The sequence below is a fragment of the Arthrobacter sp. zg-Y750 genome (genome assembly GCF_020907365.1).
Taxonomy (GTDB): domain Bacteria; phylum Actinomycetota; class Actinomycetes; order Actinomycetales; family Micrococcaceae; genus Arthrobacter_B.
In genome coordinates this window covers 42,903-69,542 of record NZ_JAJJOC010000022.1, presented here as the reverse complement: position 1 = coordinate 69,542, position 26,640 = coordinate 42,903, and the positions used below count along the sequence as shown (strand labels likewise).

The 26,640-nt window shown below is 67.4% G+C and carries 27 protein-coding genes; 24 read left to right on the top strand and 3 right to left on the bottom strand.

Going from position 1 to position 26,640, the window contains the following annotated elements; all coding sequences use genetic code 11:
• Nucleotides 1-31: 31 nt before the first annotated feature.
• The 9 genes from modA to LOC57_RS14330 all read left to right on the top strand — a co-directional run bounded on the left by modA (nucleotide 32) and on the right by LOC57_RS14330 (nucleotide 7,441).
• A complete protein-coding gene (modA, locus tag LOC57_RS14370; RefSeq protein ID WP_229960570.1) occupies nucleotides 32-820 on the top strand; it encodes a molybdate ABC transporter substrate-binding protein in 789 nt (262 codons plus the stop codon).
• Nucleotides 810-1,655, top strand: coding sequence for an ABC transporter permease (locus LOC57_RS14365; protein WP_227914001.1), 846 nt, complete (start codon nucleotides 810-812; stop codon nucleotides 1,653-1,655). Before modA ends, LOC57_RS14365 begins: the two co-directional genes overlap by 11 nt.
• The gene (locus LOC57_RS14360; RefSeq protein WP_229960567.1) at nucleotides 1,652-3,274 is read left to right on the top strand and encodes a molybdopterin-dependent oxidoreductase; all 1,623 of its coding nucleotides are present in this window, start codon (nucleotides 1,652-1,654) and stop codon (nucleotides 3,272-3,274) included. The genes LOC57_RS14365 and LOC57_RS14360 overlap by 4 nt, the downstream gene beginning before the upstream one ends.
• Nucleotides 3,275-3,326: 52 nt before the next feature.
• A complete protein-coding gene (locus LOC57_RS14355) occupies nucleotides 3,327-4,694 on the top strand; it encodes a molybdopterin molybdotransferase MoeA (protein WP_229960565.1) in 1,368 nt (455 codons plus the stop codon).
• Nucleotides 4,695-4,818: 124 nt separating this feature from the next.
• Nucleotides 4,819-5,244 carry a cyclic pyranopterin monophosphate synthase MoaC gene (moaC, locus tag LOC57_RS14350; protein WP_229960689.1) on the top strand — a complete coding sequence of 142 codons (426 nt, stop codon included), beginning with the start codon at nucleotides 4,819-4,821 and terminating at the stop codon, nucleotides 5,242-5,244.
• Nucleotides 5,241-5,744 (top strand): MogA/MoaB family molybdenum cofactor biosynthesis protein, encoded by a 504-nt coding sequence (locus LOC57_RS14345; RefSeq protein ID WP_229960557.1) that lies wholly within the window; start codon nucleotides 5,241-5,243, stop codon nucleotides 5,742-5,744. Before moaC ends, LOC57_RS14345 begins: the two co-directional genes overlap by 4 nt.
• Nucleotides 5,734-6,171 carry a molybdenum cofactor biosynthesis protein MoaE gene (locus tag LOC57_RS14340; protein ID WP_227914006.1) on the top strand — a complete coding sequence of 146 codons (438 nt, stop codon included), beginning with the start codon at nucleotides 5,734-5,736 and terminating at the stop codon, nucleotides 6,169-6,171. The genes LOC57_RS14345 and LOC57_RS14340 overlap by 11 nt, the downstream gene beginning before the upstream one ends.
• Nucleotides 6,172-6,191: 20 nt before the next feature.
• Entirely contained in the window at nucleotides 6,192-6,950 is a 759-nt protein-coding gene (dapB, locus tag LOC57_RS14335) for a 4-hydroxy-tetrahydrodipicolinate reductase (RefSeq protein WP_227914007.1), read from the top strand.
• Between the two features lie 8 nt (nucleotides 6,951-6,958).
• On the top strand, nucleotides 6,959-7,441 hold the full coding sequence (locus LOC57_RS14330) for a hypothetical protein (RefSeq protein WP_229960555.1): 483 nt from the start codon (nucleotides 6,959-6,961) through the stop codon (nucleotides 7,439-7,441).
• Here the strand turns inward: LOC57_RS14330 and LOC57_RS14325 are convergent.
• Nucleotides 7,438-8,613, bottom strand: a complete 1,176-nt coding sequence (locus tag LOC57_RS14325; RefSeq protein WP_229960553.1) for a heparan-alpha-glucosaminide N-acetyltransferase domain-containing protein — start codon at nucleotides 8,611-8,613, stop codon at nucleotides 7,438-7,440. The two genes, LOC57_RS14330 and LOC57_RS14325, sit on opposite strands and share 4 nt — an antisense overlap.
• An 89-nt stretch (nucleotides 8,614-8,702) precedes the next feature.
• Nucleotides 8,703-9,374 (bottom strand): SDR family NAD(P)-dependent oxidoreductase, encoded by a 672-nt coding sequence (locus tag LOC57_RS14320; protein WP_227914010.1) that lies wholly within the window; start codon nucleotides 9,372-9,374, stop codon nucleotides 8,703-8,705.
• Between the two features lie 86 nt (nucleotides 9,375-9,460).
• Between LOC57_RS14320 and LOC57_RS14315 the strand changes: the two genes are divergently transcribed.
• The 7 genes from LOC57_RS14315 (at nucleotide 9,461) to LOC57_RS14285 (ending at nucleotide 17,707) form a co-directional block, all read left to right on the top strand.
• A complete protein-coding gene (locus tag LOC57_RS14315) occupies nucleotides 9,461-10,270 on the top strand; it encodes a helix-turn-helix transcriptional regulator (RefSeq protein ID WP_229960550.1) in 810 nt (269 codons plus the stop codon).
• Between the two features lie 87 nt (nucleotides 10,271-10,357).
• Nucleotides 10,358-11,275: a 4-hydroxy-tetrahydrodipicolinate synthase gene (gene dapA, locus LOC57_RS14310; protein WP_229960548.1), complete on the top strand. Its 918-nt coding sequence runs from the start codon at nucleotides 10,358-10,360 to the stop codon at nucleotides 11,273-11,275.
• A gap of 6 nt (nucleotides 11,276-11,281) precedes the next feature.
• Nucleotides 11,282-12,973: a ribonuclease J gene (locus LOC57_RS14305; protein WP_227914013.1), complete on the top strand. Its 1,692-nt coding sequence runs from the start codon at nucleotides 11,282-11,284 to the stop codon at nucleotides 12,971-12,973.
• 122 nt (nucleotides 12,974-13,095) lie between these two features.
• A complete protein-coding gene (locus LOC57_RS14300) occupies nucleotides 13,096-16,005 on the top strand; it encodes an FtsK/SpoIIIE family DNA translocase (protein ID WP_229960546.1) in 2,910 nt (969 codons plus the stop codon).
• A gap of 20 nt (nucleotides 16,006-16,025) precedes the next feature.
• Nucleotides 16,026-16,616: a CDP-diacylglycerol--glycerol-3-phosphate 3-phosphatidyltransferase gene (gene pgsA / locus LOC57_RS14295; RefSeq protein ID WP_227914015.1), complete on the top strand. Its 591-nt coding sequence runs from the start codon at nucleotides 16,026-16,028 to the stop codon at nucleotides 16,614-16,616.
• The gene (locus LOC57_RS14290; protein WP_229960544.1) at nucleotides 16,613-17,140 is read left to right on the top strand and encodes a CinA family protein; all 528 of its coding nucleotides are present in this window, start codon (nucleotides 16,613-16,615) and stop codon (nucleotides 17,138-17,140) included. The genes pgsA and LOC57_RS14290 overlap by 4 nt, the downstream gene beginning before the upstream one ends.
• Nucleotides 17,141-17,281: 141 nt before the next feature.
• Complete coding sequence (locus LOC57_RS14285; RefSeq protein WP_269437448.1) at nucleotides 17,282-17,707, top strand: helix-turn-helix domain-containing protein; 426 nt, start codon at nucleotides 17,282-17,284, stop codon at nucleotides 17,705-17,707.
• Between the two features lie 161 nt (nucleotides 17,708-17,868).
• On the opposite strand, the gene LOC57_RS14280 is transcribed toward LOC57_RS14285, so the two are convergent.
• Nucleotides 17,869-18,366: a MarR family winged helix-turn-helix transcriptional regulator gene (locus tag LOC57_RS14280; protein WP_227914017.1), complete on the bottom strand. Its 498-nt coding sequence runs from the start codon at nucleotides 18,364-18,366 to the stop codon at nucleotides 17,869-17,871.
• Nucleotides 18,367-18,421: 55 nt separating this feature from the next.
• On the opposite strand from LOC57_RS14280, the gene LOC57_RS14275 reads away from it, so the two are divergent.
• The 8 genes from LOC57_RS14275 (at nucleotide 18,422) to dapF (ending at nucleotide 26,629) form a co-directional block, all read left to right on the top strand.
• Nucleotides 18,422-18,646 (top strand): DUF3046 domain-containing protein, encoded by a 225-nt coding sequence (locus tag LOC57_RS14275; protein ID WP_227914018.1) that lies wholly within the window; start codon nucleotides 18,422-18,424, stop codon nucleotides 18,644-18,646.
• A gap of 247 nt (nucleotides 18,647-18,893) precedes the next feature.
• Nucleotides 18,894-19,946, top strand: coding sequence for a recombinase RecA (gene recA / locus LOC57_RS14270; RefSeq protein ID WP_227914019.1), 1,053 nt, complete (start codon nucleotides 18,894-18,896; stop codon nucleotides 19,944-19,946).
• A 112-nt stretch (nucleotides 19,947-20,058) separates the two neighbouring features.
• Nucleotides 20,059-20,859, top strand: a complete 801-nt coding sequence (locus LOC57_RS16545) for a regulatory protein RecX (protein WP_331460678.1) — start codon at nucleotides 20,059-20,061, stop codon at nucleotides 20,857-20,859.
• A gap of 80 nt (nucleotides 20,860-20,939) precedes the next feature.
• Nucleotides 20,940-22,223, top strand: a complete 1,284-nt coding sequence (locus tag LOC57_RS16540) for a hypothetical protein (protein WP_331460677.1) — start codon at nucleotides 20,940-20,942, stop codon at nucleotides 22,221-22,223.
• Between the two features lie 108 nt (nucleotides 22,224-22,331).
• Nucleotides 22,332-23,108, top strand: coding sequence for a hypothetical protein (locus LOC57_RS14255; RefSeq protein WP_229960542.1), 777 nt, complete (start codon nucleotides 22,332-22,334; stop codon nucleotides 23,106-23,108).
• Between the two features lie 96 nt (nucleotides 23,109-23,204).
• On the top strand, nucleotides 23,205-24,719 hold the full coding sequence (gene miaB, locus LOC57_RS14250; protein WP_229960540.1) for a tRNA (N6-isopentenyl adenosine(37)-C2)-methylthiotransferase MiaB: 1,515 nt from the start codon (nucleotides 23,205-23,207) through the stop codon (nucleotides 24,717-24,719).
• Nucleotides 24,720-24,731: 12 nt separating this feature from the next.
• Nucleotides 24,732-25,667 carry a tRNA (adenosine(37)-N6)-dimethylallyltransferase MiaA gene (miaA, locus tag LOC57_RS14245; RefSeq protein ID WP_229960538.1) on the top strand — a complete coding sequence of 312 codons (936 nt, stop codon included), beginning with the start codon at nucleotides 24,732-24,734 and terminating at the stop codon, nucleotides 25,665-25,667.
• A gap of 35 nt (nucleotides 25,668-25,702) precedes the next feature.
• Complete coding sequence (dapF, locus tag LOC57_RS14240) at nucleotides 25,703-26,629, top strand: diaminopimelate epimerase (RefSeq protein ID WP_227914066.1); 927 nt, start codon at nucleotides 25,703-25,705, stop codon at nucleotides 26,627-26,629.
• Nucleotides 26,630-26,640 lie beyond the last annotated feature (11 nt).

The following is a 26,640-nucleotide window of genomic DNA, read 5'->3' as shown; positions in this document are numbered from 1 at the left end:
GGTTACGCTCTTTCACAGTTAGGCTCTATGAATGCGCTTTGTTCTCCGGGTCCGCAGGACCTTGGCGGCGTGCGCGGCGGTTTTCCTGGCCACGTGCACGGCCGCGTGTGCGTCCACCGGCTCCGGCGCAGAGGGCGACGGCGGCGTCACCGTTTTCGCCGCATCGTCCCTCACTGACGTGGTGGAGACGCTGAACGCCGCGTACGACGGCGGGGGGAAGCTGCGCATCAACGTTGGTTCCAGCAGCCAGCTCGTGGCACAACTGCAGTCGGGGGCGCAGGCCGACGTCGTGATCACCGCTGATCTTGAATCGCTTGACCCCCTGCGCGCATCCGGCCTGCTGGCGGAGGAAAACGTGCTGGCCAGCAACACGCTGGTCCTGGCTTATGCGCCGGGCAATCCCGCCGGAATTGCAGCGCTGGGCGACGCCGCGAACGACGCGGTGCGCACCGCCGTCTGCGCTCCTTCCGTTCCCTGCGGCCGGGCTGCGGAGCGGATCCTGGTAACCGCCGGCCTGGCCTTGCAGGCCCCCAGCATCGAGGACAGCGTGCGATCAGTGCTGACCAAGGTGTCCACCGGGCAGGCCGACGCCGGTTTTGTCTACCGGACCGACGCCCTGGCAGCAGCGGGCACGGGCGTTGGATTCCTGCCGCTGGATGATCCGGCACCAAACCGTTATCCGGCCGCCCTGACCGCCGAAGGAGCCGGAAATGCCAGTGCCGCAGCGTTCTATGAATGGCTCACCGGCTCCGATGCCGCAGCCATCCTCGCCGAGGCAGGCTTCGGCCCCGCCGGCACAGGACACACCGATGCCCCCTAATACTTCCGTCCCTGCCCGCGCTCGGACTTCCCTGCGGGACCGGGAAGCGCGCGCAACCACACCCGGCTGGCTCTGGCTGCCGGCCGGTCTCGCCCTGCTGCTGTGTGCCGGACCCGTTGCCGCCCTGCTGCTGAACGTCCCGTGGACCTCCCTTTCAGACCTGCTGGACTCGGACCAGGCCCGGACCGCGCTGGGGCTGTCCCTGGCCACCTCGGTTATCTCCACGCTGATCTGCGTCCTGCTGGGGCTGCCGCTGGCTGTCCTGTTCAGCAAACTCGAGGGGCCCGCTATACAGCTCATGCGAGGGATCCTGCTGATCCCGCTGGTACTCTCACCCGTCGTCTCCGGCATTGCCCTGCTCTATTTCTGGGGCAGGCACGGGATTGCCGGCCGGCTGTTGGGCGCAGCAGGGCTCGACGTCGGCTACTCACCGGCCGCCGTAGTGATTGTCCAGGTGTTCGTGTCGCTGCCGTTTTTTGTGGTCGCCTCGTTGAACAGCCTTTCGGCCGTGGACCGGGACCTGGAAATGGCTGCCGCCACCTCGGGTGCCGGCCCAACCGCCATCCTGCGCCACATCACCCTTCCCCTGGCGCTGCCCGGCATTGTGGCCGGAGCGCTGCTGGCTTTTGCCCGCTCCCTGGGTGAATACGGGGCAACCATCACCTTCGCCGGAAGCATCGAAGGCCGCACCCGCACCCTGCCGCTGCAAATCGAGCTGAGCCTGAACTCCAACCAGCCGCAGGCGGCACTGGGGATCTGCCTGATGCTCATTGCCCTGTACCTTCTGGTCCTGCTGCTGGCCCGGCTCGGCGCCGGACGGCTGTTGCCGCGATGAGCGGACCGGAGGCGGCACCGGAGCCGCCCGCCCCCGGCGGAAAGCCGGACGGAACTCCTGCCGAACGTCCAGCAGGTAAGCCCGCTCCCGCTCAGCGGCGGATCCGCGGCTGGGCGGCAGGGGCGGGACTGGTGGCAGCCTGCCTGGGCGTCGCAGCCGGGGAACTGTTCGCGGCATTCTTGAGTCCGTCGCTGTCCCCGGTCTCGGCCGTCGGCTCAGTGGTCATCAATGCCGTTCCCGGACCCGTCAAGGACGCAGCCATTGCCCTGTTCGGCACTGCGGACAAAGCCGCCCTGCTGGCAGGCATGGGACTGATCATTGCCCTCGCTGCTATTGCAGCAGGGGTACTGGAATTGCGCCGCCCGCCCGCCGGGCCACTGATCCTTGGTGCCTTCGGAGCGGCGGGGCTGGCTGCTGTCCTGACCCGTCCCCAGTCAGCCGTCCTCTCCATTGTTCCGCCGCTGGCTGCCGCCGTCGTCGCCGTCATGGTCCTGCGCTGGCTCGCCGTGCGTGTCCGCGCCCTGGCTGCGGCGCCCGCACCCGCTGACGCGGCCGTGAGCCGCCGGGCGGTCCTGGTCTCGGTCGGCGGGGGAGCGCTGGTGGCCCTGCTCGGTGCGGCGCTGGCCGGCATTGCCCGCGGCGGGCAGGCCGGAGTAGCTGCCGTGCGCGACGCTGTACGGCTGCCCCCTCCCGCCCGCGCCGCGGCACCGATTCCGGCGGGGGCTGAACTGGCCGTGGACGGGCTGACTCCGCTGGTGACTGACGCTGCGGACTTTTACCGCATCGACACGGCGCTGAGCGTGCCCGCCATCGATCCGGAGAACTGGCGCCTGCGGGTCACCGGCATGGTGGACCGCGAAGTGGAGCTCAGCTACGCGGACCTGCTGGCCAAACCCCTGCAGGAAAGCTTCGTGACCCTTGCGTGTGTATCCAACGAGGTGGGCGGAAACCTGATCGGCAATGCCCGCTGGCTGGGGTGGCCGGTGCGCGAGCTGCTGGCCTCGGCCGGAGTGCGGCCCGGCGCGGACATGGTGCTCTCCACCAGTAACGACGGGTGGAGCGCGTCCACCCCGCTGGAGGCCCTCACGGACAGCCGCGACGCGCTGCTGGCCGTGGGCATGAACGGGGAACCGCTGCCGCTGGAACACGGTTTCCCGGTCCGCCTGGTGGTCCCCGGACTCTACGGCTACGTTTCCGCCACCAAGTGGGTGACCGAACTGCGGGTGACCCGATTCGCCGATGACACCGCCTACTGGACCGAACGCGGCTGGGGCGAGCGCGGGCCCGTCAAGCTGTCCTCCCGCATCGACGTTCCCGGCCGCAAGCCTGTGCAGGCCGGCACAGTGACGGTGGCGGGCGTGGCCTGGGCGCAGCACACTGGAATCAGTGCCGTCCAGGTCCGCGTTGACGACGGCGACTGGCAGGACGCGGAACTGGCCGCCGGAATTTCGGCGGACACCTGGCGGCAGTACCGGATTCCTGTTGACCTGTCGCCGGGCGGACACGACATCACCGTGCGGGCCGTGGATGCCAACGGCACTGTGCAGACCGACGAGAAACGGTCGGTGCTTCCCGACGGCGCCACCGGCCTGCATACAATTCGGGTGACGGTGCGCTGAGGCCAGGGCGCCGGGCCCGATGCTCCATCCCGCCGTCTCCACTAGGAGGAAGATGTCCACGCAGCCCCTTCCACAAGGCGCCCCCCGCGCCCCAGAGCAGGTCCCGCACGGCGGACAGCACAGTGCTTCCGGACAGCACTCCGCCCACGGTGCGCGCAGTGTTGCCGAGCACCGCGAAGCCGTCCGGGAGCTGCTCGCTACCTGGTTCGAAGCACACCCGCCGGCCCGGGAGACGGTGGGGCTGGCTACTGCCGCGGGCCGGGTGCTGGCCGAGGACATGTATGCGCCGGGAAACCTTCCGCCGTTTACGAATTCCCAAATGGACGGTTACGCGGTCCGGTCGGCTGACCTTGTTCCCGACGCCGTTCCCGGTCCCTATAGCGGCCCCGGCACCACCGCCCCGGCCGCTGGCCTGGTCCGGCTGGCCCGGGCTGCCTCCATTCCCGCCGGGACCGCCCCGGCTGCGCTGCAGCCCGGAACCGCTGCACCGGTCATGACCGGGGCGATGCTGCCCGCGGGAGCAGACGCCGTCGTGCCGATTGAGGCCTGCCGTCCCGACCGCTTCCTTCCGCCGGATGCCCAGGGGACCGTGGACGTGCCGGCTGCTGTTCCGGCCGGGCAGTTTGTGCGGACCGCAGGCAGCGACATAGCCGCCGGCAGCCTCGCGCTGGCAGCCGGAACGGTTCTTGGTCCGCTGCAACTGGGGCTGCTGGCCGGCCTGGGCCTGGCCGAGGTGCCCGTCCGGGCCCGCCCGCGCGTGCTGCTGCTGACCACCGGAGACGAAGTCCGGGAACCCGGCCAGCAACTGGACCCGGGCCAGATCCACGATGCCAACACCACCTTGCTGCGGACCTCTTTGGAGCAGGCCGGGGCACAAGTGCTCCGCTCCCGGATCCTGGCCGACTCCCCGGAGGAGTTCTCCGCCCTGCTCCGCGCCGATCTGGTTGCCGACGCACCGGATTTAGTGCTCAGCTCGGGCGGCATCAGCAAGGGTGCGTACGAGGTGGTGCGGCAGGCGTTGGCCTCGGCCGATGTCCGGTTCCTGTCCGTGGCCATGCAGCCGGGCGGGCCGCAGGGGATCGGCACCGTGGACGGTGTGCCGTTCCTCGGCTTCCCGGGCAACCCGGTCAGCTCGCTGGTCTCCTTCGAAATGTTCCTGCGCCCGGCCCTGGGCACTGTCACCGGCGCCCCGCGGCCGCGCCCGGAGATCCGGGCCCGCCTCACCGAAGCACTGGACAGCCCGGCCGGCAAACACCAGGTGCGGCGCGGACGGTATGCCGGCGGCACGGTGGAACCCGTGGGCGGTCCCGGCTCGCACCTGGTCCACGCCCTGGCCTCCTCGAACGCCCTGGTTTCCATCCCTGCGGGCATCGAAGACGTTCCGGCCGGCACGGAAGTGACAGTATTGCTGTTGGACTAATTGCCGGTGGGACTAAACGAGCCACCGCATCAAGCGTGCACTGAAAGGACCCCGCGTGAGCGTCGAACCCGAAGATTTACCACCCGCCGGACTGACCCACGTCCGCGAGGACGGGTCCGCTCACATGGTGGACGTGTCAGCCAAGGCTGAGACCACGCGCCAGGCCACCGCCCAGGCGGTACTGCGCAGCACCGAAGACGTGGTCCGGCTGATCGCCGACGGCGGGCTGCCCAAGGGAGACGCGCTGGCCGTGGCCCGGGTGGCCGGGATCATGGCCGCGAAGCAGACCTCCAATCTCATTCCGCTGTGCCATCCGCTGCCGATCACCAAGGTCACAGTGGATTTCACGCCCCGGGGCGGCGACGTCGTCGTCGAGGCCACGGTGAAGACCAAGGCCCTCACCGGCGTCGAAATGGAAGCATTGACCGCCGCCTCCGTTGCCGCCCTGACGCTGTACGACATGGTCAAGGCCGTGGACAAGCACGCCCGGATCACGGACACCATGGTGCTCGCCAAATCCGGCGGCAAAAGCGGGGACTGGACGCTGTGAGCGTCTCGCAGCCTGCCGCGTCGCCGCGCCGCACCGCCGGCGTGCTGATCGCCTCCACCCGCGCCGCCGCCGGAACCTACCAGGATGAATGCGGTCCGCTGATAGCGGATTGGCTCTACGCGCTGGGGTATGACATTGTCCTGGCCGAAGTGGTGCCCGACGGAGAGGAAGTGGCCGCTTCCCTGCAGCGCATCCTCGCCCTGGAACCGTCCGTGCTGCTGACCAGCGGCGGCACCGGCCTCAGCCCGGATGACGTCACCCCCGACGCCACCGAACCGCTGCTCGAACGCCACGTGCCCGGCGTCATGGAAGCCATCCGGGCCAAGGGCCTGGCGTCCACACCAATGGCGTCCATCAGCCGCGGTTTCGCCGGCACAGCGGGCCGGACCTTCATCGTCAACCTGCCTGGCTCGCCGGCGGCCGTGGCCGACGGACTGGCCGTGCTGGAACCTATCATCGGCCACATCTGCGGCCAGCTCGAAGGAAAACGTGAACACTAGCCAAGTCCTGAACGCCAAAGTTTCCCGGGAACCGCTGAGCAGCGCCGAGGCGGAACGCCTCGCCTGGTCACCGGACTGCGGGGCCGTGGTGACCTTCAGCGGCATTGTCCGCAACCACGACGACGGCAAGTCCGTGACCTCCCTGGGCTACAGCGCGCATCCGAGCGCCGAATCAGTGCTGGGCCAGACTGCCGCAGCTGTTGCCGCCAAGTACGACGGCGTGCGGATCTGGGTGGCGCACCGCACCGGGAACCTGGACATCGGCGACGCAGCCCTGGTGGCCGCCGTGGCATCGGCCCACCGCGGCACGGCCTTCGCGGCCTGCTCCGAGCTGGTGGACACCGTCAAAGCGAACGTACCGATCTGGAAGGAACAGGGCTTCACGGACGGCACAACCGAGTGGGTGGGCGTCAGCGACCGCCCCTGAGCACCGGTAATCTGGTGCACATGAGCGAAAAACTTGCCGTGGCGGTCCTCGGCGCCGCAGGCCGCATGGGATCCGAGGCTGTGGCCGCCGTGCGGGCAGCAGGGGACATGGAGCTCGTTGCAGCCCTGGGCCGCACCGACCCGCTCGAAACCCTCGTCTCCTCCGGAGCGCAGTATGTCGTGGACCTCACCGTGCCGGACAGCACCGAGGCCAACGTCCGCTTCGCCGTCGAACACGGCATGCACGCCGTAGTGGGCACCACGGGCTGGGACGCCGATAGGCTCGCCCGGCTGGAAATATTGCTTCGCGCGTCGCCGGGCACGGGTGTGCTCATCGCTCCGAACTTCGCGCTGGGCTCCGTGCTGGCCTCGGCCTTCGCCGCCAAGGCGGCGCGGTACTTCGAGTCGGTGGAAATCATTGAACTTCACCACCCGGACAAGGTGGATGCCCCATCCGGCACCGCCGTCCGCACGGCCGCGCTGATTGCCGCCGCCCGCAGCGAGGCAGGTGTGCCGGCGTCGCCGGATGCCACCGTGAAACAGCTCGACGGCGCCCGCGGCGCCGACGTGGACGGCGTGCATGTGCACTCAGTCCGGCTGCGCGGACTGGTAGCCCACCAGGAAGTGCTCCTGGGCGGCCCCGGCGAACAGCTGACCATCCGGCACGATTCGTTCGACCGTGCCTCCTTTATGCCCGGCGTGCTGCTGGGGCTGCGCCAGGTGGACGCCCACCCCGGACTGACCGTCGGACTTGACGGCTACCTCAACCTGAACGACTAAGGAACACGTTGTCTTTCTTCACCGGCCTGTTTTCCAACCGCGCCAAACTGGGCGTGGCCCTGGTGACGCTGCTGCTGCTGTTCTACCTGGTGGTCTCCGCGCAGCGGGGTTGGCTGCTGCTGACCTCGTCTGAGCTGACTGCACGCTTTATGGGCGCCGCTTACCTGGTGTTGCCGGTGGTAGGCGCCTGGGCACTGATCCGGGAACTGATGTTCGGTGCGCGGACCGAAAAGATGGCAGCCATCCTGGCCGAAGAAGGCCGCCTGCCCGTTGATGATCTGCCCCGCACACCGGCCGGGCGCATCATCCGGGAAGCGGCGGACGCGGAATTCCCCAAGTACAAGGCCGAGACCGAAGCTGCACCGGAGGACTGGCGCAGCTGGTTCCGGCTGTCCTGCGCCTACGACGCCGCCGGGGACCGCACCCGTGCCCGGCGTTCCATGCGGCAGGCCGGGAAGCTGTTTGCCGAACGCGCGAAGGCCGGCAGCTAGCGAGCTGCTGAACGGCCGGCCGCTTTCCCGCGCGCCAGCCGGGACGCCCCGGACGTCACGAACTCCAGCGGTCCCCGCGCCTGGATGCGCTGGAACAGGACGGCCAGGACCACGTAGAAGACGGCCTGGATCCAGAACACCGGGAGCGGCTCCAGCGCCGGGTCCTGCTGGTCCACAATGGTCATGACCCATACATGCAGGCTGTACAGCGTCAGGGTCATGGCCCCGGCTGCCGACAGCGGCAGGAGCAGGTTGGGGCGGGCCCTGGTCAGCAGCAGGCACGCACCCAGGACCGCAGCGGCGGTCCCGGAGGCATGCAGCATGTCCAGGCTGGTGTTGGAGTGCGGCCCCGCCAGCGCCAGCCACCACCAGGACCCGGTCTGTTCCACCGGACTGAGGTTAACCTCAAGCATCCTGGCCAGCGGCAGCCGCTGCCCGGATTCGGTAGCTTCCAGCACCTGCAGGCCGCCCAGTGTGCCCAGCAGGTAGTACGAGGTGAACTTGGCGGCGACGGCGGCGAACACCCCGGCGGCAAGCAGTCCCACCTGCACCGGCAGGTTCTTCAGGTCAAGCCGTCCAATGACCATCCCGAGCAAGATGTAGCTCAGCCACTGCAGCACCGGGTAGAAGCCGGTGACGAATACGTCTGCCGCCAGGGCGGCCGGTTCCTGGAACGAGTCCCACGTGAGGTTGCCGCCGATCTCCGACGGCGCAAGGACTTCCCGCAGCCAGCCGCGCAGCAGGTATGCCAGCACGGGGGAGAGCAGCAACCACCCGGCAGCCCAGACCGCCAGCCGGCGCAGCGGCATGCCGGCAAACGGCAGGGCCAGCAGGAACAACACCGCGTAGTGGAACAGGATGACCGCAATGTTGGTCTCCAATCCACCCAGGGCCAGGCCCACCAGGGCAATGATGACTGCACGGACCGCAATGCCGCGGCGGTCGCGGTTCACGGCCTTCGCCTCGTGGGGCTGGCTGCCACCGGTCAGCAGGGCCAGCCCGACGCCGGCCAGCAGCGCGAACAGCGCCGAGGACCGACCCGAAAAGACCAAGCCGGTAAACGACGGATCCCCGGTCTCCTGGTTGTACAGGGGCATAGTGTGGGTGGCGATCATACCCAGCAGGGCGATCCCGCGGGCAGCATCGATGCCCGTGAGGCGGCGTTGGATCATGCACAGCATCGTCTCACGCCGTACCCGCTTGCCCGCGCACGGGTAGGCTCCGGAGCCTACCCGGGGACGGCTCCTAGTCCAGGACGGCCCTAGTCCAAAACGGTGACGACGCCGCCGTCCGTGCGGTGGGCTTCCCACAACGCCGCAGCAACGGCCTCGGGCTCGTGCTTGAGCCCGGGACCCACCGGTCCGACTATCAGCACGTGCGCCACCCGGATTCCGGCCGGGCTGAGCTGCCGGTGCAGCAGGTCCACATACGCCGTTTCCGCTGCCGTTGAAACGGCGCTGGCCGCCCGGCCGGGGGAGGGCCGCAGGGCTCCGCTGCCGGTGGTGAACAGCAGGCTGCCGTGTCCGCGCTCCAGCATGCCCGGCACCACCGCGCGCACGGCGGTAGCGGCCCCGCCTACGCTGAGCGCAAGCGAGGCAAGGAACTCTTCGGCGCCGGTGTCCAGGACCGGACCGATCAGGTCGAGACTGGGCAGCGGGCTAAAGCAGAGGACGTCGATGGGGCCTACCCGCTCGACGAGCAACTTCACGGCCTGCTGCAGGGCGGCCGGGTCCGCAGCATCCGCCGCTTCCCACTCGGCAGCGATCCCCTCGCCTGCCAGCGTGGCGGCCAGCTGCTGCAACCGTTCCGCGGAGCGTGCCACCAGGGCAACCCCGCCGGACGCGAAGCGCCGGGCCACGGAAAGGCCGATGCCGGGCCCCGCGCCGATAATCAGGACTGTTTTCTGCTGCTCGTTTTCCATGGCGTCTTCCATGGCGTCAATGCTTGCGCGCAGAAGGCCGCCGCGGAACGCCGTGCCGTTCCCGGGTGCACGGCACCCACCCTCGCTACACTGCTGATGTGCCTTCGCCGCTGGGAGAATTCCTCATCCTCCGCCGTTCCCGTGTCCAGCCCGCCGATGTCGGGCTGCGCAGCAACGGCCGGCGCCGCGTGCCGGGCCTGCGCCGGGAGGAGGTCGCGCGGCTGGCGGATGTGAGCGTGGACTACTACATGCGCCTGGAGCAGGGCCGCGAAGCCTCGCCGTCGCCCCAAGTCGCGGCTGCCATCGGCACCGCACTGCTGCTCGACGAACATGCGCTGGCGCATCTGTACCGCCTGGCGGGGCTGACGCCGCCGCGCACCGTTCCGACCGCCGCCGCCGTGGACCCCCAGCTGGCGGCCTTCCTTAACGAATGGCCGGACCACCCTGCCTTCGTCCTTGGCCAGGCCTTCGACGTCCTTGCTGCCAACCCGCTGGCCGAGGCCCTGTTCCTGGGGTTCGGCCCCACCGGCAACCTGCTGGAATCCATGTTCCTGGACCCGGCTGCGGCTGTGCTGTACCGGGACTGGGAGACGGTGGCCGCCAGCATGGTGGCCAGTTTCCGGCTGCTGGAGGCAGCCCAGCCCCGCGAGCCGCGGATCGCCGAGGTCCGCGGACGCCTGCTGGCCGCCGATGCCCGCTTCGCGGAACTGTGGACCGATGCCGAGGTGCGCGGCGGACGGCTGAGGAGCAAACGCTTCCGCCACCCGGAGGCCGGGGACCTGGAATTGCACCTGCAGGCGTTCGACGTCCGGGCTGCACCCGGACAGGAACTGGTGGTCTACCGGACGGAGCCGGGATCGGCGTCGAACGCCGCACTGAAGGTGCTGCAGGCAGCCGTCTGCTCCTGATGCCGCCCCGTCCGGTTCATCCGGCTGGGAACAGCCGGCCGCGGGACCGTTGCCCCTTTGCGCTGCGCAGCGGGTAACGTTTTACCCATGGATTTCCAAAACCGCACCCTTCCCTTCGGTACACTCGTCACCGCCATGGTGACCCCGTTCACTGAGGACGGAGCAGCGGACTTCGACGCCACCGCCAACCTCGCGAACAAGCTGGTGGAAGACGGTTGTGACGGCCTGGTGGTCTCCGGCACCACGGGGGAAACCTCCACTCTGGAGGACAGCGAAAAGGAAGACCTGTTCCGGGTGGTTGCCGAAACGGTCGGCGGGCGGGCGAAGGTCATCGCCGGCACGGGCACCAACCACACCTCCCATTCAGTGGAAATGGCCCGCCGCGCCGAGCGGGCCGGCGCCGACGGCCAGCTGGTGGTGACCCCCTACTACAACAAGCCCACGCAGGCAGGAGTGGTGGCGCACTTCGATGCCGTTACCGCCGCCACCGAGCTGCCCGTGATGGTTTATGACATTCCCGGCCGCGCCGGAATTGCGCTGAGCACCTCCACTATCTTCAAGCTCGCCGAGAACCCGCGCATCCTTGCCCTGAAAGATGCCAAGGCCGACTTCGCCGGCATCACCCGGGTGCTGGCCAACACCACGCTTGACATCTACGCCGGCGACGACGGCCTCACCCTCCCGTGGATGGCCGCCGGCGCCGTGGGCGTGGTCAGCGTCACCGCGCACATCGCCACCGAACAGTTCCGTGCCATGGTGGACGCCGCCGCGGCCGGGGATTTCGAGACCGCCCGCCGGATCCACTTCGAACTGGACCCGCTGATCCGCGCGGTGATGACCCACATTCCCGGTGCCGTCGCCGCCAAGCAGGTCCTGGCGATGCAGAAGGTCATCCCCACCGCCGCCGTCCGGCTGCCGCTGGTGGCACCGGACGCCGTCGAAATGGAAACGGTCCTGACGGACCTGGCCGAAGCCGGCATGGACTTTTCCCGGAACGAGGCGTAACCGGACATGACGGAAACAACGGGCACCGGACTGATGACCCCGCCGGCACTGGAACCGGGAACGCTGCGCATCGTCGCGCTGGGCGGGCTGGGGGAGATCGGCCGGAACATGGCCGTCTTCGAGATCGACGGCAAGTTGCTGATTGTTGACTGCGGGGTCCTCTTCCCGGAAGAGACCCAGCCCGGCGTTGACCTCATCCTGCCGGACTTCTCCTACATCCAGGACCGGCTCGAGGACGTTGTGGGCGTGGTGCTCACGCACGGCCATGAAGACCACATCGGCGCCGTTCCGTATCTGCTGCGGCTCAAGAACGACATTCCGCTGATCGGTTCACAGCTGACCCTTGCCCTGGTGGAAGCCAAGCTGCAGGAACACCGGATCAAGCCGTTCACCCTGACCGTGAAGGAAGGCCAGACCGAAAGCTTCGGACCGTTTGAATGCGAGTTCGTGGCGGTCAACCACTCCATTCCCGACGCGCTGGCAGTGTTCATCCGCACGGCGGCGGGCACCGTGCTGCACACCGGTGATTTCAAGATGGACCAGCTGCCCCTGGACGGGCGGATCACCGACCTGCGTGCCTTCGCACGGCTGGGCGAAGAGGGCGTGGACCTCTTTATGGCCGACTCCACCAACGCCGACGTACCCGGTTTCACCACTGCCGAACGCGAGATCGGCCCGGTGCTGCAGGAACTGTTCGGGAAGGTCAACAAACGGATCATCGTCGCTTCCTTCTCCTCCCACATCCACCGGGTGCAGCAGGTTCTGGACGCCGCCGCGGCACACGGCCGCTACGTCTGCTTCGTGGGCCGCTCCATGGTTCGCAACATGGCCATTGCGGAGAAGCTGGGCTACTTGAACGTCCCCGAGGGCATCCTGGTGGACCTGAAAAACGTTGACGACCTGCCGGACAACAAGGTGGTGCTGATGTCCACCGGGTCGCAGGGCGAACCCATGGCAGCACTGTCCCGGATGGCCAACGGAGACCACCGGATCAGCATCGGCAAGGGCGACACGGTCATCCTGGCCTCCTCCCTGATCCCGGGCAACGAGAACGCCGTCTTCCGCGTCATCAACGGTTTGATGCGCATGGGTGCGGACGTTGTGCACAAGGGCAACGCCAAAATCCACGTCTCCGGGCACGCCGCGGCCGGTGAACTGCTCTACTGCTACAACATCCTGCAGCCCAAGAACGCCATGCCGGTCCACGGCGAGACCCGGCACCTGATTGCCAACGGCCGGCTGGCCGCGGCCACCGGCGTCCCGGAACAGAACATTGTCCTGGCCGACGACGGCACGGTGGTGGATTTGCGCGACGGCAAGGCGCGGGTGGTCGGCGAGGTTGAGTGCGGGTTTGTCTACGTGGACGGCTCCAGCGTGGGAGCGATCACCGACACCGATCTGAAGGACCGGCGGATCCTCAGCGAAGAGGGCTTCATCTCGATCATCTCCGTGGTGAACCGCAGCACCGGGACCATCGTCTCCGGACCGGAAATCCATGCCCGCGGATTCGCCGAAGGTGATGCGGTCTTTGACGAGATCATTCCCAAGATCAGCGCAGCGCTGGAGGAAGCGGTCCGTTCCAACACGGACCACACCACCTACCAGCTGCAGCAGGTGGTCCGGCGGGTAGTGGGCACCTGGGTCAACCGGCGCCTGCGCCGCCGCCCCATGATTGTCCCCGTAGTCGTCGAGGCGTAGCCCGCTGAAGGGGACCCCCGCGGGTACTTGCGGGTACCTGCGCGGCCCGAGCAGGCCGGTAAATGCCGGTCCGGCCGCGTAAATCCGGGGGATCAGGGGTCCCGTCGGGTAGCGTGGCTGGTATGGCGACTCGTACTTCCCCTGCCGCACGCAGCGGTTCTTCCGGCCGTACCACGGCCCGGAGTGCCGGCGGCAGCACAAGCAAGGCATCAGGCAAAGGCAGCCCGCGAGGCGGAACAACAGGCCGGGGGAGCGCTGCAGCACGCCCGGCCCCGCCGGAACAGCTGCCCCTGCCGCTGCGCGCCGTTGAAAGCGCCTGGATGGGCATTTCCCGTATTGCCGGCGGCGGGGTGCGCAAGCTCGGCACCGATGTGTCCCCGGACTACGAAATCCGCCGCGATGGAACCGGTTTCTTCCTTACCCTGCTCGGCCTTGCCGTCGCCACGGTGGAGTGGTGGGCCCTGCGCGGTCCCGTAGCCGACGTCATCCACGCCGGCGCCGCCGGCACGTTCGGCTGGATGGCGCTGGTGCTGCCGTTCATGCTCTTCACCGGTGCCGTGCGACTCTTCCGATACCCGGAACGCCACCGCGCCAACAGCCGGATCAGCATCGGCCTGGTGATCATGCTGCTCGCCGGGTCGGGCATCACCCACATTGTCGGCGGCCTGCCCTCCCTGACGGACGGCTTCGAACGGCTCTGGGTATCCGGCGGCATTGTCGGCTTCCTTGTATCCGGCCCGCTCTCCGCCGCGTTGACCAAGTGGCCGGTGCTCATCCTTCTGTCCTTCCTGGTGTTCGTGAGCGTCCTGATCATCACCGCCACACCCTTCCGCCACATTCCCGCACGCCTGCGCGCCCTGTACGAGCACCTCATGGGCCAGGACCTGGCCCCGGATGATCCCGAGGCGCATGACCAGAGCTACCTCTACGGCAACCCCAAGCCCGAGAAGGTCAAAAAGCCGCGCAAGACCCGCCGGGAGAAGGAAGCCGAGGCGGCCGCAGCCGCTGCGCAGGACGGTTTCGCCGGCGATGAAGCCTTTGAACGCGCCCTGTTGGCCGATGAAGAGGAAGAAGCGGCTGCTGCCGCAGCAGCAGCGCCCGTCGTCCCGCCGGGCGTCCGCCGTCCCACCCAGGCCGAACTGGCCACGCAGAAGATCCGCCGCAACCAGGGCCTGCCGGTCGACGGGGACCTGGACGGCGGCATGGACAGCGCGGAACCGCCCACCGAAGCCATCAGCATGGTCCCGGGCGCCACCGAGGTGCTGAACCTTCCCGCGGCTGCCGCTGCCGTTCCTCCGGTCCCGTCCCGCCCGGTGGCGCACACCCCGCCGGCTACCCCCATCCCGCAGCGGACCGAGCAGCTGCAGCTTTCCGGCGACATCACCTACACGCTGCCGCCGTCGGACTTCCTGCCGCCGGGCCCGCCCGCCAAGGAACGCTCCGAAGCGAACGACGCCGTCGTCGCGGCCCTGACGCACACGCTGGAGCAGTTCAACGTGGACGCCAAGGTCACCGGCTTCTCCCGCGGCCCCACGGTTACCCGGTACGAGATCGAACTCGGCGAGGGTACCAAGGTGGAACGGGTCACGGCCCTTTCCAAAAACATCGCCTACGCCGTGGCCAGCTCCGACGTGCGCATCCTTTCGCCCATTCCCGGCAAGTCCGCCATCGGCATCGAAATCCCGAACGCGGACAAGGAAGTCGTGGCCCTGGGCGACGTGCTGCGCTCCAACTCCGCCCGCAAGACCGAACACCCCATGGTGATGGGCGTGGGCAAGGACGTTGAGGGCGGGTTCGTGGTGGCCAACCTGGCCAAGATGCCGCACCTGCTCGTGGCCGGTGCCACCGGCGCCGGTAAGTCCTCGTTCGTGAACTCCATGATCACCTCCATCCTGATGCGCTCCACGCCGGATGAGGTGCGCATGGTCATGGTGGACCCCAAGCGCGTGGAACTGACCGCCTACGAGGGCGTTCCGCACCTGATCACCCCCATCATCACCAACCCCAAGAAGGCTGCCGAAGCGCTGCAGTGGGTGGTGCGGGAAATGGACACCCGCTATGACGACCTCGCCAACTTCGGGTTCAAGCACATTGACGACTTCAACAAGGCCGTCCGCAACGGCAAGGTAGTGCCCCCGGTCGGATCCAAGCGGGTTATCCGCGCCTACCCGTACCTGCTGGTGATCGTGGACGAGCTGGCCGACCTGATGATGGTCGCCCCGCGGGACGTGGAAGACTCCATTGTCCGCATCACCCAGCTGGCCCGCGCCGCCGGCATCCACCTGGTGCTGGCCACCCAGCGGCCTTCCGTGGACGTGGTGACCGGCCTGATCAAGGCGAACGTGCCCTCCCGCATGGCCTTCGCGACGTCGTCGGTCACCGACTCCCGCGTGGTCCTGGACCAGCCCGGCGCTGAAAAGCTGCTGGGCCAGGGTGACGCCCTGTTCCTGCCGATGGGCTCCAACAAGCCCATCCGTGTACAGGGCGCCTGGGTCACCGAGTCCGAAATCCACCGTGTGGTGGAGCACGTCAAGAACCAGCTGCAGGCCGTCTACCGCGAAGACGTTGCGGTCACGGCGCCCAAGAAGCAGATCGACGACGACATCGGAGACGACCTCGACGTGCTGCTGCAGGCCACCGAACTGGTGGTGACCACTCAATTCGGCTCCACCTCCATGCTCCAGCGCAAGCTGCGCGTGGGCTTCGCCAAGGCAGGACGCCTGATGGACCTGCTTGAGTCCCGCGGCGTCGTCGGGCCCTCCGAAGGTTCCAAGGCACGCGATGTGCTGGTGAAGCCCGACGACCTGGCGGCCACCTTGGCAGCCATCAGCGGCGACGAAGCGCCTGCCCCGTCCGGGGGAGCGGACGCCGCAGCCCTGGCCGAGAACGCCAACGTGAACCACGGGTTCGACGCCGGCGGTCCCGTGGACCTGGTTGCCGCCGACCTGGATGGCCGGCCGCAGGCTGCGGAGTACCACGACGGCGCCGACGACCCGGAGTCCGAGGACGCATGGAACCTCACCGGCCGGTGAATGTTCGCTAGGCTGAAGCTGTGAGCAATTCTCCTAGCGAGAGGGTACCTACCCTCAATATCGCCAATGCACTGACGGTGGTGCGGATCCTGATGGTTCCGCTCTTCATCTGGTTCCTCGCTGCCGACGACGGCCGCGGCGGGCTCTACCGATGGCTGGCGGTGGCAACATTCGCCGTCGCCATCTACACGGACAAGCTCGACGGCGACATAGCCCGCAGCCGCGGCCTGATCACCGACTTCGGCAAAATCGCCGATCCGATCGCGGACAAGCTGCTGATCGGTTCCGCACTGGTGATGCTGTCGCTGCTGGGCGAACTGTGGTGGTGGGTGACCATTGTGATCCTGGTCCGCGAACTGGGTATTACCCTGATGCGCTTCGTGGTGATCCGCTACGGCGTGATGGCAGCCTCCCGAGGGGGCAAGCTCAAGACGGTGGTACAGACCTTCGCCATCTTCGTGTTCCTGCTGCCGCTGGGCAGTTGGCTGGGCAGCTGGGCCTGGTGGATCGGCGCCGTCTTTATGGCCGCCGCACTGGTGATCACCGTGGTGACAGGCATCGACTACGTCCTGCAGGCCGTCCGCCTGCGCCGCAGCGCAAAGAGCGTATGAGCCCGGAGACCGGGGCGGGCGCCCCTGTGGAGGAGAGCTCGGCCGCCCGTGTCCTGCGCGCCGCGAACCGGGCCGGCAAAACCGTAGCCACTGCCGAGTCCCTGACCGCGGGAATGCTCTGCGCGGAGCTTGGATCCGTGCCGGGAGCGTCCACAGTTTTGCAGGGTGGCGTGGTCGCGTACCAAAATGGGATCAAGCATTCCGTCCTCGGGGTTCCGGCCGCGCTCCTGGCCGAAGCCGGGTCCGTGGATGGAAGGGTGGCGGAGCTTATGGCGGTCGGGGCGCGCAAGGCCCTGGACGCCGACGTCGCAGTATCAACCACCGGGGCGGCCGGGCCTGCGGCCCACGACGGCAAACCGGTGGGAACAGTCTTCGTAGGGATCGCCTCTGCCGGAGGATCTTACTTCCGGGAGTTCCTGTTCCCCGGAGACCGCACCGCCATCCGTGCCGCTGCCTGCCGCGAGGCACTCGCGATGCTGGCCGCAGAACTGGAGACCGCCGGTCCCGTTGGAGACGTACAGTAACAGCCCCATCCGCCGCGGGAACAAAACCGTCAGGGCATCAGTTGTTAGTATCAGGAACCGCCAAGGTTCTTTCAGTACGATCTTTGAACAGTCTGCGGCAACTCGCCGCAGCCCGTACTCATAGGGAGCAGGACGATACACATGGTTAAACAACCCGTATCCGTGAACGGCGTGATCCGCTGGCGGGATGTAGGGTTGGCGGAAGACGCACACCGGGAGCCTAAGGAGCGCAAGATGGTAGTTCTTCGTCACGAGATTGGTGATGTCCTCCGCGACGTGCGCCAGCGCCAGGGCCGTACCCTGCGCGAGGTGTCGCACAGTGCCCGTGTATCCCTCGGCTACCTCAGCGAGGTTGAACGCGGACAGAAGGAAGCATCATCGGAACTCCTGTCTTCAATCTGCACGGCCCTCGATGTGCCCCTGTCCCTGATGCTCCGTGAAGTCAGTGACCGGGTGGCCAGCGCTGAAGGCGTTGCCATTCCAGATACCGTGCCCTCTGAGTTTTCGCGGGAATTCGCACGTGAATTTCCCGAAGACCTGGCCCGGGACCTGGCCCGCACATCCTAGGAACCCCGGCAGCGCCCCTTCGCTTCAGGCGACGGATGCGTTGCCCCCAAGATTTACCAGCTGAACAGCTAGTGACCCCCGCAGGTGCGGTGCCTGCGGGGGTTTGTTCTGTCCGGGGCTGATTTCAAAGACTGTCCCCGGTTCAAAGACTGTCCCCGGTTTCAAAGACTGTCCCCGGCCGGACGGACGGAGGCATTCAGCTTGTGCAGCAGCCGAACCAGGGCGCGCAGCTCTTCGGCCTCCCATCCGGTCCATGTCCGGCGGAAGTGCTCCTTTCGGGCCGTTGCCGTGCCTTCCAACTGTGCCGCCCCCACGTCGGTGAGGTTGATGGGTTGGGCCCGCCCGTCCACCGGGTCCGTATGTTTCTCCACCAGACCCAGGCTTTGCAGCATCGCAACCTGACGGCTCAACGAGGGCTTACCCACCCCCACCGCCGCGGCCAGGTCCGTCAGGCGCATGGGACCCTGCTGGTGGAGCAGCACCATGAGGCCGTAGGCCGACGGTTCCATGTCGGGGTGGACTTCGCGGGCTATCTGGTGGGAGACGGAGCGCGCGCGGCGCCACAGGACACTCAGTTCCTGTTCCAGGTCCTCAATGGCGGCATCGTTGTCCGGGTCCCCGCCATCGGGCCGGTCCGCGGGACCGGTGGTCTCGGTCATGTCTCCATTCTAGGTTGGTTACTGCGGGGCGCTGCGTGCGTGCGAGAATTAAGCGATGCGTATCAGTGACTTCTGGCGGCTCATGGATGACGAGTTCGGTTCGGCCTATTCCCGGGTCTTGGCCGCGGATCTGGTCCTCGGCCAGCTGGGCGGGGTTACCGCTGCGGAAGCGCTCCGGAAAGGCGTGGAACCAAAAGCGGTATGGCTGGCCGTGTGCGAGATCCAGGACGTGCCGGCTGACCGCAGGCTTGGCCGGGACATCAAACCGAAGGCAACGTAGCGGCGGGAACGCCCGGGAGCCCGGACAGCCGGAACGGAACACGCCGGGGTGAATATTCGAATCTTTGTTCGGATAAAGATATGCTCCTACACAGGGGTCGGCCACAGCAGGCGCGGCCCGGGATATCCACAAGATAATGAGCAACAAGGTCCGGTCAGCCGTTTTGTCAGTGCCGCCGGATAGGGTCGTTACTAAGCAATGGACGACAGGCCTACGGGCCACTCACAACCACAACACGAGGTGAAGAATGGCTGCTCCAGCCGACCGCGCAAAAGCACTTGAGGCAGCGCTGGCCCAGATTGACAAGCAGTATGGCAAGGGATCGATCATGCGTCTGGGCGATGAGGTGCGCGCCCCCGCAGAGACCATCTCAACCAGCTCCGTCGCTCTGGACGTTGCCCTGGGCATTGGCGGGCTCCCGCGCGGACGCGTGGTGGAAATCTACGGTCCGGAATCTTCCGGTAAGACCACGCTGGCCCTCCATGTTGTGGCCAATGCGCAGAAGAACGGCGGCATCGCCGCATTCATCGACGCGGAGCACGCCCTGGACCCCATCTACGCCGCCAAGCTCGGCGTTGATACGGACTCGCTGCTGGTGTCCCAGCCGGATACCGGCGAGCAGGCCCTGGAAATCATGGACATGCTGATTGGCTCCGGGTCCGTCGACGTCGTCGTCATTGACTCCGTTGCCGCACTGGTGCCGCGGGCCGAAATCGAAGGCGACATGGGAGACAGCCACGTCGGCCTGCAGGCCCGCCTCATGAGCCAGGCGCTGCGAAAGATCGCCGGCCGGCTGAGCCACACCAACACCACCGCCATCTTCATCAACCAGCTGCGTGAAAAGATCGGCGTCTTCTTCGGCAGCCCGGAAACCACCACCGGCGGCAAGGCCTTGAAGTTCTACGCGTCCGTACGCATCGACGTCCGCCGCATTGAAACGCTCAAGGAAGGCACCAACCCGGTTGGCAACCGCACCCGCGCCAAGATCGTCAAGAACAAGATGGCACCGCCCTTCAAGCAGGCGGAATTCGACATCATGTACGGCGTCGGCATCTCCCGCGAAGGCGGCTTGATCGACATGGGCGTGGAGCACGGGCTGGTCAAGAAGTCCGGTGCCTGGTTCACCTACGACGGAGACCAGCTGGGCCAGGGCAAGGAGAACGCCCGCAACTTCCTGAAGGACAATCCCGACCTGGCCGACGAGCTGGACCGCCGCATCCGCGAAAAGCTGGGCATCGGCGTTCCGGCCGCAGAGGAACCGGCCGCACCCAAGCTTAAGGCTGTAGCCAAGGACTCCTAGGGCTTACCCCCTCAGGCAACAAGGGCAGCGCCTCCTCAGGAGGTGCTGCCCTTGGGGTTTGGCCATCCAGGCAGCAGCTCATTCAACACTGACTCATTCAACCGGAACAGCTATGGCATCCCAAGAAACGCTCGAACAACTGAAGCAGCGGCTCGCCGACATCCAGGCGGGTACTGCCGTGCCTTCGGATACGACGCCGGCAGATGTGCCTCCGGCCTCCCGTGCGCGCTCCCGCCGGAAGCCGAAGGATGCAGGGGATACCTTCCAAGAAGGCGGTTTTGGCGAGGAAGCCCCGGCAGATGAACCGTGGGCAGAACCAGGCGCCGGAAGCGGCACCAAGAAAAAGAAGCGCCGGAGGAACAGCGCGGGGGAGGCGGACTCCGTTTCCGGGCCGGCGCCCGAGCTGACACCTGAGGAAGCCTACTCGGAGGCGAAAGCCATTGTGCTGCGCCAACTCACGGCATCACCCAAAAGCCGGCACCAGCTGGAAGCGAAGCTGGCCGAACGCGAGATTCCGGCGGATGCGGCCGCAGCAGTCCTGGACCGTTTCGAGGAAGTGCAGCTCGTGGACGACGCCGAGTTCGCCCGGTTGTGGGTCCAGAGCAGGTCGCAGGGCAAATCACTGGCCCGCGGCGCACTGCGCCGCGAACTAGCCGAAAAGGGGATTGCGCCGGATCTGGCCGAGGATGCCCTCGAACAGGTCAGCGCCGATGACGAACTTGAGGCCGCCAGGACCCTGGCCCGGAAAAAGCTGCAGTCCTCCGCGGATCTCGCAGACCGCACGGCAAGGGACAAACAAACGCGGCGGCTCGTGGGCATGCTGGCCCGCAAGGGTTACTCGCCGTCGCTGGGTTTCCGCGTGGCCGGAGAAATTATCAGCGAAGCACGCGAGGCCAGAGGCGACAGCGTCTAAAAGCGCACACCCTCGAAGGGCCGGTGTCAATTCGCCGCGCCGTGTCGTATGCTGTGCCAACTATGTTAAAGATGAGCTTGGTGGGGCCCAAGTTAAGGCGTTCCCCGCTGTTTGCCGTGGTGTTTACCGGAATCCTGGCCTCGGCCGTGCTGACCGCCGGACCTGTCTCGGCTGCGGACCCGTACCCGTCCTGGGAAGATATCCAGCAGGCCAAGTCCTCCGAGGCCGCCAAAGCCGCTGAGGCTGACAAGCTCGAAGGGCTGCTCACGGAGCTGCGCACCGACGCCGGGCAACTGGGCGACGCTGCGGTTAAAGCCACCAGCCGCTACAACGCAGCGAGGGATGCCCTGGCAGAAAATGAGAAGCTCCTGGCCTCGCTATCCGCACAGCGGGAGGCCGCCGAGGCGCAGGCGGATGAAACGCTGCAGCGTGTGGCCGCATTGGCCGCGCAGACGTACAAGTCCGGAGGTGCCGCAGCGGACGGCTTGGGACTTTTGCTCTTGGATACGGAAGCGTCTGCCGACGCCCTGCACGGGGCGGACCTGATGGACCGCGTTTCCTCGCGGGCCGGAACCCTGTATGCAGCAGCGACGGCATCCGAACGGGTAGCGGCCGGCCTTGCCGATCAGGAACAGCAGGCCCGCGATGCCCGTGCAGACCTGCTGGCCGAGGCCAAACGGTATCTTGACGAAGCCGGCGCCTCTGCCACCGCGGCGGATGAAGCGGTCCGGGAGGAGGAAGCCCGGAAAGCCGTTTTGCTGGCCCAACTGGCCGATTTGCACGGGACCACCGCCGACGTGGAAAACGCACGGCTGCGCGGAATTGCCGCTGAGCAGGCCTTCCAGGAACAGCAGGCGGCAGCGGAACGGGCGGCACGGAACGCCGGTACCGTGACGCGGCCTGCGGTCGGCTCACCCGTTGCTCCCGGCGCGCCGGAAACAGGGGTTCCGGCCGTGACCCTCCCCATAGCACCTGTGCCGGCACCTGCTCCCGCACCTGCGCCGGCGCCTGGCCCGGCACCCGTTCCGCTTCCGCCGCCGCCCGCCCAACCGGTGGACGATCCGGCCGGGGCCCAGAACTATGCCGCCGGCATGATGGGTGCCTACGGCTGGGACGGCAACGAATTCCGCTGCCTGGTCAGCCTCTGGAACCGGGAGTCCAACTGGCGCACTTCGGCGGCCAATCCGTCCAGCGGCGCCTACGGAATCCCGCAGTCGCTGCCCGGTAGCAAAATGGCCAGCCACGGCAGCGACTGGCAGACAAACTACCGGACCCAGATTAACTGGGGGCTCGAATACATCTCCTGGCGGTACGGCACACCCTGCGGCGCCTGGCAGCATTCCGAAGAGGTCAACTGGTATTAGCTTTCCTGGGGGGCAACGGTTTGCGGCTGCACGCGATGTCGGGGGAGTCAACGTCGTCGTTACCTTTTTGAGACTTTTCCCAGAAAACTCCGGTAGCGTCCTGCGCTTGTGACTTCACTTGACTCATCACGCCGCGAACAGACCCGTATCCGACGCGCCCTGCGCCGCCGCCGAAGGCTGCGAATGGGTGCCTCGGCAGCACTGGGCTCCCTGGCAATGCTCGGTGTATCCGGCGCCGCGGTCGGCACTGCGGCAGGTGAGGACCTGCGCGCCGCCGCCGGACTGCAGCTGGTCAATATGGCGGTGCCGCTGCTCGCCACGCAAGAACCCGTCCGGGACGGTGCCACAACCGGGAATGTCGCGGAAACCAAGGGTTCAACAGCTGAACAGCACCCCGCAGGGCAGCACCCCGCAGAACAGCAGCCCGCGGAGCAGCCGCCCGCCCGGGAATCCGACGAGCAGGCTGCAGCAGAGCAAGCCGCCGCGGAGCAGGCTGCGGCCCGCGCGGCGGATGAGGCCGCGGCCATGCAGGCCGCAGAGGAAGCAGTCGAGGCCGCGCGTGCGGCCGTGCCTGTGGATGACCCTGCGGCGGCCAAGGCCTACGCTGCTTCCATGCTCGCCTCCCGGGGGTGGGAAGCATCCCAGCTGACGTGCCTGGACCGGCTTTGGACCAAAGAATCGGAATGGCTGACCAGCGCCACCAACTCCAGCAGCGGAGCCTACGGGATTGCACAGTCCCTTCCCGCCGAAAAAATGGCGGCAACCGGAGCTGACTGGGCGGTGAACTACCGCACGCAGATCGACTGGGGACTTCAGTACATCTCATCGCGTTACGGCAGCCCCTGCAACGCACTGAGTTTCCACCACGCCAATAACTGGTACTAGCCAAGAACTGGTACTAAGGGCGGCAGCGGAATTGCGCCTCGGTGAGGGATTGGGCCTAGTGGGGGACGGCGGCTGACGTACCCTAGGAGGGTGAGCATGACTGTTTCCTCTCCTTCCCCCGTGGCCTCCGAGGCAACACCGCGTACCTATCAGGTCCGGACGTTCGGCTGCCAGATGAACGTACACGACTCCGAACGCATTTCGGGCCTGCTCCAGGACGCCGGATATGTGGAGGCCGACGGCGAGCAGGCGGACATCGTTGTCTTTAATACCTGCGCGGTCCGGGAGAACGCGGACAACAAGCTGTACGGCAACCTGGGCCTGCTCGCGCCCATCAAGGAACGCCGCCCGGGGATGCAGATTGCCGTGGGCGGTTGCCTGGCACAGAAGGACCGGGAAACCATCCTGCGCAAGGCGCCCTGGGTGGACGCCGTCTTCGGCACCCACAACATCGGGTCCCTGCCCGCGCTGCTTGAACGCGCGCGGCACAATGCCAAGGCCGAGTTGGAAATCCTGGAGTCATTGGACGTGTTCCCGTCCACGCTGCCCACCAAACGGGACTCGGTGTACTCGGGATGGGTGTCCATCTCCGTCGGCTGCAACAACACCTGTACCTTCTGCATCGTCCCGTCGCTGCGCGGCAAGGAACGCGACCGGCGCCCGGGGGAGATCCTGGCCGAAATCAAAGCACTGGTCGATGACGGCGCCATCGAGGTCACGCTGCTGGGCCAGAATGTGAACTCCTACGGCGTGGAGTTCGGCGACCGCGGTGCCTTCGCCAAGCTGCTGCGCGCTTGCGGCGACATCGAGGGCCTGGAACGGGTCCGCTTCACCAGCCCGCACCCGGCGGCCTTCACTGACGACGTCATTGACGCCATGGCGGAAACCCCCAACGTGATGCCGCAGCTGCACATGCCGCTGCAGTCGGGCTCGGACAAGGTCCTCAAGGACATGCGCCGCTCCTACCGCTCCAAGAAGTTCCTGGGGATCCTGGACCGGGTGAGGGAACGGATGCCGCACGCCGCCATCTCCACGGACATCATTGTCGGATTCCCGGGCGAGACCGAGGAGGATTTCGCCGCCACCCTCGACGTCGTGGAAAAGGCCCGCTTCGCCAGCGCCTTCACCTTCCAGTACTCCAAGCGCCCCGGCACCCCCGCCGCCGACCTGCCCGGCCAGCTGCCCAAGGCCGTGGTGCAGGAACGCTATGAGCGGCTCACTGCCCTCCAGGACCGGATTGCCGCCGAGGAGAACGCCAAGCAGGTGGGCACCACCGTAGAAGTCATGGTTACTGCCGGTTCGGGCCGGAAGGCTGAAGAGACCGGCCGGCTCTCCGGGCGTTCCCGGGACCAGCGGCTGGTGCACTTCTCGGTGCCCGACGGCGCCCCCGCACCGCGGCCGGGCGACCTCGTCACCGTCCCGGTCACCGCTGCCGCCGCCTTCCACCTGATTTCCGATCCCGCCACAGCCGCTGACTATTCGCTGCGCCGGTCCCGCGCCGGAGATGCCTGGGACCGTTCGCAGGCTGAATCCTGCGGCGTGCCTGCCGCACCGGCCGGCACCCGCACGGGTGTTTCGCTGGGCATGCCCGCGCTGCCCCCGCGTTCCTAAGGGCGCTGCAGCATGAACCCTGCACCTGAGCGTCCGGTGATTGCCGTCGTCGGGCCTACCGGATCCGGCAAGTCGGACCTCGGCGTAAACCTTGCCCTGGAACTGGGCGGGGAAGTCATCAACGCGGATTCCATGCAGTTCTACCGCGGCATGGACATCGGCACGGCGAAGATCCCGGTTGCCGAACGCCGCGGCGTTCCGCACCACCTGCTGGACATCATGGACGTTACCGAAGAGGCCAGCGTCTCGGCGTTCCAGACCCGGGCCAGGGCACTGGTCGAGGACATCCGGGGCAGGGGCATGTTCCCCATCCTCGTGGGCGGTTCGGGGCTGTACATGCGGGCCGCGCTGGACGTACTGGAATTCCCCGGCACCGACCCCGCTGTCCGCGCGGCACTTGAAGCCGAACTGGAAACCGCCGGGCTGCCCGCGCTGATGGCCCGCCTGCGGGCCGCGGACCCGGTCTCGGCAGAACGGATTTCAGATGCCCGCCGCGTGGTGCGGGCCCTTGAAGTCCTCGAACTGACGGGACGGCCGTTCAGCTCCTTTATGCCCGTCCGCCAGTACTTCCAGCCTGCCGTGCAGATCGGCCTGGAGGTGGACCGTCCCGTGCTGCACCAGCGCCTGGCCGGCCGTGTTGACGCCATGGTGGAACAGGGCCTGCTCGAGGAAGTACGGCGGCTGGAACCGGCCGGACTGCGGACCGGCCGTACCGCCTCGCGTGCGTTGGGCTACGCCCAGTTCCTTGCGGTCCTGGACGGGAAGTCCTCGGTGCGTGAGGCCGCGGAGGCCACCGTTGTTGCCACCCGGCAGTTCGCCCGCCGCCAGCTGACCTGGTTCCGCGCCGACCCGCGGATCACTTGGCTGGGCTTTGACGATCCCGCCCTGGTTACCCGAGCGGCCGATGCCGTCCGTGCCGCCGTGCGGCCCAGTATCCTTGAAGGGTGACCAACACTTCTGCTTCGACGGCATCTGCCGCGTCCCTGCCCGCCTCCGGCCTGCCCGCTGCCGTTGCCGGCCTGCCCTTCGCCAAGGGCCACGGCACCGGCAATGACTTTGTGCTGCTGGCCGATACGGACGGATCCCATGACCTGGCTGCCGCAGACGTGGCAGCTGTATGTGACCGGCACCGCGGAATAGGTGCGGACGGATTCATCCGCGCCGTCCGCTCCGAGTACGTCCCCGAAGGCCGTGCACTGCTGCAGAACGCACCGGAAGCCGAATGGTTCATGGACTACCGGAACGGAGACGGAAGCGTTTCCGAAATGTGCGGCAACGGTGTGCGGGTCTTTGTGCATTTCCTGCTTGAAGAGCACCTGGTGGAACTGGGAGAGGGTGAAAGCCTGGTTATCGGCACCCGGGCCGGGCTGAAGACCGTCACCCGCACGCCCGGAGGCTATGCGGTGGACATGGGCCCGTGGGAGTTCATCTACCCGGACCACGCTGCCGCCAAGTCCATGGACACCGTGGTGAACGCCGGGGGCCTGGAAGTGCCCCGTCCCGGGCTGTCGGTCAGCATGGGCAACCCGCACACGGTGGTTGCCCTGGCCGAGCTGGACGAACTGGCCGCAACCAATCTCACCACCGCGCCGTCGGTGCAGCCCGAACCCTCCAACGGAACGAATGTCGAGTTCGTTGTCCCGGCCGAGCCGCTCGTGGAGGACGGGGTGGGACTGGTGACCATGCGTGTGCACGAGCGCGGCGTGGGGGAGACCCTGTCCTGCGGTACCGGCGCATGCGCCGCCGCCGTCGCCACGCGTTTCTGGGCCGGTGCCGGTGCGCCCGATGCGTGGGCCGTGACGGTGCCCGGCGGCGTCGTCGGCGTCCGGTTCCTGACCGGTCCCGAAGGCCGCGAACACGTCGAACTCAGCGGACCGGCCGTGCTGGTGGCCCGCGGCATCCTGCTGTAGGAGAAGGCCCG